This window comes from Klebsiella sp. 28 (genome assembly GCF_018223905.1).
GTDB lineage: Bacteria > Pseudomonadota > Gammaproteobacteria > Enterobacterales > Enterobacteriaceae > Klebsiella > Klebsiella pneumoniae.
Map to the genome: position 1 here is coordinate 23,076 of NZ_JAGRQY010000059.1, position 6,993 is coordinate 30,068.

General features: G+C 59.6%; 5 protein-coding genes. 3 read left to right on the forward strand and 2 right to left on the reverse strand.

Features of this window, described 5'->3' with window-relative positions; all coding sequences use genetic code 11:
* Positions 1-43: 43 nt before the first annotated feature.
* Both KHQ28_RS11060 and mgtE read left to right on the forward strand, forming a co-directional pair.
* Positions 44-1,687 (forward strand): multidrug ABC transporter permease/ATP-binding protein, encoded by a 1,644-nt coding sequence (locus KHQ28_RS11060; RefSeq protein ID WP_004184919.1) that lies wholly within the window; start codon positions 44-46, stop codon positions 1,685-1,687.
* 148 nt (positions 1,688-1,835) lie between these two features.
* On the forward strand, positions 1,836-3,272 hold the full coding sequence (gene mgtE / locus KHQ28_RS11065; RefSeq protein WP_002912996.1) for a magnesium transporter: 1,437 nt from the start codon (positions 1,836-1,838) through the stop codon (positions 3,270-3,272).
* Here the strand turns inward: mgtE and KHQ28_RS11070 are convergent.
* Positions 3,235-4,395 (reverse strand): SulP family inorganic anion transporter, encoded by a 1,161-nt coding sequence (locus tag KHQ28_RS11070; protein WP_014343359.1) that lies wholly within the window; start codon positions 4,393-4,395, stop codon positions 3,235-3,237. The genes mgtE and KHQ28_RS11070 overlap by 38 nt on opposite strands.
* A 359-nt stretch (positions 4,396-4,754) precedes the next feature.
* Here KHQ28_RS11070 and mqo point away from each other — a divergent pair, with 359 nt between their 5' ends.
* Entirely contained in the window at positions 4,755-6,389 is a 1,635-nt protein-coding gene (gene mqo, locus KHQ28_RS11075) for a malate dehydrogenase (quinone) (protein ID WP_002912994.1), read from the forward strand.
* A gap of 66 nt (positions 6,390-6,455) precedes the next feature.
* Here the strand turns inward: mqo and eco are convergent, their stop codons facing one another.
* Positions 6,456-6,947 (reverse strand): serine protease inhibitor ecotin, encoded by a 492-nt coding sequence (gene eco / locus KHQ28_RS11080; RefSeq protein ID WP_014343358.1) that lies wholly within the window; start codon positions 6,945-6,947, stop codon positions 6,456-6,458.
* Positions 6,948-6,993 lie beyond the last annotated feature (46 nt).

Genomic DNA, 6,993 nt, shown 5'->3' on the forward strand with positions numbered 1-6,993 from the left:
CCGTTTAAACTGCTGGCTGTTTTGCTTTTGCGGATAGCCTGTTATGGAACTTCTCTCTCTCGTCTGGCGCCAGTACCGCTGGCCGTTTCTGGGCGTTATTGCTCTCAGCCTGCTCAGCGCCGCGCTGGGTATCGGCTTAATCGCTTTCATTAACCTGCGTCTGATTACCGCTGTCGATACCTCGCTGCGGGTCCTGCCGGAGTTTCTTGGTCTGCTGGGGCTGCTGATGGCGGTGACCCTGGGCTCGCAGCTGGCGCTAACCACCCTCGGCCACCATTTTGTCTATCGTCTGCGCGGTGAGTTTGTTAAACGCATCCTCGATACCCAGATTGAACAAGTAGAGAAGATCGGCAGCGCGTCGCTGCTTGCCGGGCTGACCAGCGATATCCGCAATATCACCATCGCCTTTGTGCGCCTGCCGGAGCTGGTGCAGGGGATCATTCTCACCTTCGGCTCCGCGGCCTACCTCGCCTGGCTGTCAGGAAAAATGATGCTGGTGACGGCGCTGTGGATGGCGCTCACCATCTGGGGCGGCTTTGTGCTGGTCTCGCGGGTGTACAAACATATGGCCAGCCTGCGCGAAACGGAAGATAAACTGTATCACGACTATCAGACGGTGCTGGAGGGGCGTAAAGAGCTGACCCTCAACCGCGAGCGCGCGGAGTATGTGTTTAACCAGCTCTACCTCCCGGACGCCCGGGAGTACCGGCACCATATCGTTCGCGCCGATACCTTCCACCTCAGCGCGGTCAACTGGTCGAATATTATGATGCTTGGCGCCATCGGGCTGGTGTTTTGGATGGCCAACAGCCTCGGCTGGGCCGATACCGCCGTGGCGGCGACCTATTCCCTGACGCTGCTGTTTCTGCGCACGCCGCTGCTCTCCGCCGTCGGCGCGCTGCCCACGCTGCTCAGCGCCCAGGTGGCGTTTAACAAGCTGCGTCAGTTCTCCCTCGCCCCGTACCGGGCCGACTTTCCCCGGCCGCAGGCGCATCCTGACTGGCAGACGCTGGAGCTGCGCGATGTCACCTTCCATTATCCGGACCAGCGCTTTGCGGTAGGGCCGCTTAATCTGACGCTGAAGCGCGGCGAGCTGGTGTTTCTGATAGGCGGCAACGGTAGCGGCAAGTCAACGCTGGCGATGCTCCTGACCGGCCTGTACCAGCCAATATCCGGTCAGATCCTCGTCGACGGCCAGCCGCTGGCGGCGGAGAGGCCAGAGGAGTACCGCAAACTGTTTTCCGCAGTGTTTACCGACGTCTGGCTGTTTGACCGCCTGCTCGGGCCGCAGGGCGAGGAGGCCGATCCGGCGCTGGTGGCGACATGGCTGGAGCGTCTGCAAATGGCCCACAAGCTGCAGCTGGAGAACGGAAAAATCGCCGACCTGCGGCTGTCGAAAGGGCAGAAGAAGCGCGTGGCGCTCCTGCTGGCGCTGGCCGAGTCCCGGGACATCATTCTGCTGGATGAATGGGCGGCGGATCAGGATCCGCATTTCCGCCGCGAGTTTTACCAGGTCCTGCTGCCGCTGATGCAGCAGATGGGCAAAACCGTGTTCGCCATCAGCCATGACGATCACTACTTCCAGCACGCCGATCGTCTGCTGGAGATGCGCGCTGGCCAGCTCGCCGAACTTACCGGCGAAGAGCGGGAACAGGCTTCCCGCGATGCGGTGGCCCGTACGGCCTGATTCACAACGCGCGCCCGGAAAAGCCCGGGCGCCGCTGAAATTTTCAGCGTCTACATCGCTGACGGTTATTATTTCCCCCTCCTCGCGCTATGCTTAAGGCTTCCGGCCCGCAGGCCGGCTCACCATTCTCAAAAGGATTGCCCGATCGATGTCCGTTTTGCATAAAAAAAGCGCCCGCTTGCGTGACGAAGAGCGCGCCCGTCTGATTTGGCTCTTGAGCACCGATAAAGCGGTGACTTCCGCGCTGCTGGGCAAACTGACGCTGGCTGAGCGCTATGATGAAGGGACGCTGGCCGATGACCTGGCCGAAGTGGAAATGCTGGTCTCGCATCTGCCGCCGCCGGATCTCGCCGATGCGCTGGAAGCGCTTCCCTATGACGCCCGCACCGCGCTATGGTGCCTGGTGCCCGACGATAAACGCGGCGAAGTGCTGCTGGAGGCCTCAGAGAACGTCTGGGGCGACCTGATCGACAAGATGAGCGACCCCGAGCTGCTGCAGGCCATGCAGCCGCTGGATATCGATGAACAGGTTTACCTGCTGCAGCATCTGCCGCGCAACCTGACCGGACGGCTGCTGGCGACCCTGCCGGCCGAGAAGCGCGCCCGTATTCGCCAGATTATGCGCTACGCCGACAACAGCGTCGGGTCGATCATGGAGTTTGAGGTCATTACGGTGCGACCGGAGGCCACCCTGGCGGCGGTGCAGCGCTATCTGCGGCGTCTCGGTAAAATGCCGGAAAACACCGATAAGCTGTTCGTTACCACCCGTAACAAGCTGCTGCTCGGCGAGCTGGAGCTGCAGACCATTCTGCTCAATGATGCGCAGAAGCGGGTGGGGGAGGTGATGGAGGGCGACCCGGTCACCTTTCAGCCGCACGAAGAGGCGGAGAAGGTGGCGCGCACCTTCGAACGTGATGACTTGCTCAGCGCCGCCGTCATTGATGCCGACGGCAAGCTGATCGGGCGCCTGACCATCGATGAGATCGTCGATGTGGTTTATGAAGAAACCGATAACGATCTGCGGCGGATGGGCGGCCTGAGCGATGAAGAGGATGTCTTCGCCCCGGTCAGCAAAGCGGTGAAAACCCGCTGGGCATGGCTGGCGGTCAATCTGTGTACGGCGTTTATTGCTTCCCGGGTCATCGACGGCTTCGAACACACCATTTCACAGCTGGTGGCGCTGGCCTCGCTGATGCCGATCGTCGCCGGCATCGGCGGCAACACCGGCAACCAGACGATCACCATGATCGTCCGGGCGATGGCGCTGCAGCAGATCCAGCCCGGCAGCTTTACCTTCCTGATCCTGCGTGAAATGGGGGTCGCCCTGATTAACGGTCTGGTGTGGGGCGGGATTATGGGGGCCATCACCTGGTGGCTGTATGACGATCCGCAGCTCGGCGGGGTGATGACGCTGGCCATGATGCTCAACCTGCTGATGGCGGCGATGATGGGCGTGATAATCCCGATGGTCATGGTGAAGCTGGGGCGCGACCCGGCGGTCGGCTCCAGCGTGATGATCACCGCCATCACCGACACCGGCGGCTTCTTTATTTTTCTGGGTCTGGCGACGCTGTTTCTGATGTAGCCTGCGCTTTTGCCCGCAGGCGGCGGGGGATGATCGCCATCGCGACAATCCCCGCCAGCACACCGATCGCCAGATTGCTGGTTCCCACCGTCGCGGCGACGGTCACCAGCATCACCAGCGTTTCCGGCCACGGATTACGCGCCAGCTCGCCCGGGCGAATGCTGTGCCAGCTAAAGGTCTTCACCGCCACGATCACCATCACCCCGGCCAGAACCGCCATCGGGATCTTCGCCATCACCTGGCTGAGCGCTGTCACCAGCAGGAGCAGCACCAGGCCGGCGATTACCGTTGAGAGGCGGCTGCGGGCCCGGCCCATTTCCACGTTCACGATAGTCTGGCCGATCATCGCGCAGCCGGCGATGCCGCCATAGCAGCCGGCAAGGATATTGGCGATACCCAGCCCGGCGCTTTCCCGCGATTTGTTCGACGAGGTATGAGTGAGATCATCCACCAGCTTAGCCGTCAGCAAGGACTCCATCAGGCCGACAAAGGCGATGCTGAGGGCGCACGGCCAGATTATCTGCAGGGTGGTCAGGTTCAGGGGAACGGTCAGGGCGGTGAACCCCGGCAGGCCGCCGCTCATTGACCCTTCATCGCCGACGGTCGGCAGCTGCTGGCCGGTGGTCGCGGTATAGAGGGTGAGCGCGACGATGGCGATCAGCGGCGCCGGGATAGCCTTAATAACGCGCGGCGCCCACAGGACGATAAGCAGCGTCAGGACGAACAGGCCAACGATTAGCGGTTGTCGACTCCAGAAATGCGGCACCTGAGCAAAGAAAATCAGGATCCCAAGGGCGTTGACGAACCCGGTCATCACCGCCGGGGGAATAAAGCGCATCAGGCGCGCCATGCCGCACAGACCAAACAAAATTTGAATAATACCCGCCAGAATGACAGCCGGTAAAATGTACCCCACGCCGTGCTGATGCACCATCGGGCCAATCACCAGCGCCACCGAGCCCGCGGCGGCGGTGACCATCGCCGGGCGTCCGCCGAAGACTGACATCGCCAGGCAGAGCACCACCGAAGCAATCAGGCTTACCTGCGGGTCAACGCCGGCAATGACTGAAAACGAAATCACTTCAGGGATGAGCGCCAGGGCGGTGAGCACGCCGGCCAGCACTTCGCGCGTCAGTAAAGACGGGGAGCGGAGGATGGGACGCAGGTTGCCGGAAGCGGCGGGGTCAGAAACTGGGGGCATAAAAAAAGTTCGCAGCTTATAAAAAAAGAGAGAGCGGTGTCAGGCCCTGCTTCCGTGCGGTCTGTCACAAAACCAGGGATGATAGCGCGGAATCTGTCAGCGCACCAGTACAAAAAGTGATTTGGTGTATACATTTATTAAACATTTTTATAACGGATCTCAAAACAGAACTTAAAATTTAAACAATATTTAAATTTTTGAGCTTCGGTGGTAACGTGAGGGGTGAGAATCGTATCACCTGCGCTAAATAAAAACAGCGAGTAAAGTAAGGCTCAAATCCGATGAATAAAAAGATGGCCGTACCACGCTCACAGGCGGTTGGTCCCAACAGCACTCGGACCAACACCCGCCATGAGCAAGAGACGGATGTATTGTTGATTGGCGGCGGCATTATGAGCGCCACACTGGGAACCTGGCTGCAGGAGCTTGAGCCAGACTGGTCTATTACCATGGTTGAGCAGATGTCCAGCGTGGCGGAAGAGAGCTCAAACGGGTGGAATAATGCGGGTACCGGCCACGCGGCGCTGATGGAGCTGAACTACACGCCGCAGACCGCCAACGGCATCAATATCGACAAAGCGGTCGACATCAACGAAGCCTTCCATATCTCGCGTCAGTTCTGGGCGCATCAGGTGACGCGCGGCGTCCTGAACAAACCAAAATCTTTCATTAACAGCGTGCCGCACATGAGCTTTGTGTGGGGCGAAGATAACGTCAACTTCCTCCGTGCGCGCTACGCGGCGCTGCAGCAAAGTGAACTGTTCCGCGGTATTCGCTATTCTGAAGACCATCAGCAGATCAAAGCCTGGGCGCCGCTGGTGATGGAAGGCCGCGACCCGCTGCAAAAGGTCGCCGCCACTCGCTCAGAAGTGGGAACCGACGTCAACTATGGTGAAATTACCCGCCAGCTGATCGCCGGTCTGCAAAAGCATGATAATTTCTCCCTACAGCTGGGCACCGTGGTGCGTCGCTTCAAGCGCAACGCCGACAAGAGCTGGACGGTCACCCTGGCGGATGCCGACAATCGTCGTCAGAAGCGGGTCATTAAAGCTAAATTTATCTTTATCGGCGCCGGCGGCGCAGCGCTGACCCTGCTGCAGGAGACCGGCATTCCGCAGGCCAAAGAGTATGCGGGCTTCCCGGTCGGCGGCCAGTTCCTGGTCTGCGAAAATCCGGAGGTGGTGAACCACCATCTGGCGAAGGTCTACGGTCAGGCCGAAGTGGGCGCGCCGCCGATGTCGGTGCCGCACATCGATACCCGTATTATCGACGGTAAACGCGTGGTGCTGTTCGGACCATTCGCCACCTTCTCGACCCGTTTCCTGAAGAACGGTTCGCTGTGGGATCTGCTGGCCTCGACGAATACCTCAAATATTTTGCCAATGCTCAACGTCGGCCTGGACAACTTCGATCTGGTAAAATATCTGATTAGCCAGGTGATGCAGAAAGATAAAGATCGTCTGGCCGCGCTGTGCGAATATTATCCGGAAGCGCGGAAAGAGGACTGGCGGTTGTGGCAGGCCGGTCAGCGCGTGCAGATCATTAAGCGCGACGCGAAGAAGGGCGGGGTACTGCGCCTGGGCACCGAAGTGGTCAGCGATGATGAAGGCACCGTCGCGGCGCTTCTCGGCGCGTCGCCAGGGGCCTCCACCGCGGCGCCTATCATGCTGCAGCTAATGGAGAAAGTGTTTAAAGATAAAGTCAATTCGCCGGAATGGCAGGCCAAGCTGAAGGCGATCATCCCAACCTACGGTATTCGTCTTGACGGCAACCCGGCGGAGATCGAGAAAGCGCTGGCGTGGACCAGTGAAGTGCTGGAACTGAAATATGAGCCAGCCGGGGCGGTGGATGAGGTGCCGCAGGCGGAGCTGAAGCCGCTGAGCGGCGGCAAGCCGATGGCGGATATCGCGCTCTGATAAACGCTCTGACAAAAACGGCAGCCTGCGGGCTGCCGTTTTTTATTGCCGTTTGCGCTGTTCGCCTTAGCGGACGACAGCGTTGCTGATAGTCTCGTCGGCGCGCCAGATGCGATATTTCACATCGACATTGCTCGGCGTGTATACCACGATCGGCAGTTTGCTGTTGTAGCGCAGCATGGCGTCATCCCCGAGGCCGGCAGTGACAAATTTCTTCTCTTTTTTGCCGTCCGGGCAGGCCATCATGGTGGATACCGGGCCGCTCAGCTTCTCAAAGACATAGTAATCATAGCCCCAGCCTTCCAGGGTTTTACTTTCCAGTTCCCCGCCGAGACGATGATGGTTGCAGTCGACTTCCAGCGTCTGGCCGATCATCAGCTCAACCTTGAGCGCCGACTCATCCTGCTGCTGCGGCAGCTGAATAACCTGACGCTTCATGCCTTTTTCCGCTTTCGGGAACGGCGCGACTTTTTCCAGCGGCTGGTCTGCGGCCAATGCGCCAGCGGACATGCAGGCGGCGGTCAGCAGAGAAACGGCTAGCGTAGTGATTTTTTTCACGGTTGATCATCCTTTATTTTCGTTCCTGACAGAGATAGCCTATCAT